This is a genomic window from Oleiphilus sp. HI0123, assembly GCF_001635315.1.
Genome location: NZ_LWGE01000904.1, coordinates 1 through 476, shown reverse-complemented (window position 1 = coordinate 476; position 476 = coordinate 1). Strand labels below are relative to the sequence as shown.

The 476-nt window shown below is 48.7% G+C and carries 2 protein-coding genes; one reads left to right on the top strand and one right to left on the bottom strand.

The features are described 5' to 3' along the window. A partial coding sequence (locus A3761_RS28765) for an ATP-dependent helicase C-terminal domain-containing protein (protein WP_156491731.1) occupies positions 1-127 on the top strand: 127 nt, incomplete at its 5' end. 78 nt (positions 128-205) lie between these two features. Here A3761_RS28765 and A3761_RS07800 read toward each other — a convergent pair. Further along, positions 206-476: aldehyde dehydrogenase family protein (locus A3761_RS07800; RefSeq protein WP_156491730.1), on the bottom strand; the 271-nt coding region annotated here is incomplete at its 5' end.

The window sequence follows — 476 nt, the reverse complement described above, 5'->3', positions numbered from 1 at the left end:
TCTCGCTAACTTTTGGAACAGCTCTTACTTTGAAGTCGCTAAGGGTATGAAGGGCCGCTACCCCAAACACAGATGGCCAGATAAGCCATTAGAAGAAAAAGCCGGACGTTCGATAAAGCGAAAGTGAAGCCCAAAACCTGTGCAGATCCATCCGAGGCTCGCAAGGGGGATGAAACCCTCTGCCTATGGGCATCATATATCCAATTTATGGCGTGCGAATCACCAGTAAACGTTGTTCAGTCATGTCTTCGATTGCATACTTAATACCTTCACGACCCAGGCCGCTGTCTTTCACTCCGCCATAAGGCATATGGTCAACACGCCAGGACGGTACATCGCCGATTATGACGCCTCCAACCTCGAGGATATCCCATGCTTTATTCGCCTTGTATAAGTCCCGTGTAAATATCCCTGCCTGCAGACCGAACTTGCTATCGTTAACTTCTTCCAGCACCGCGTCGAAGTCATTAAAACGT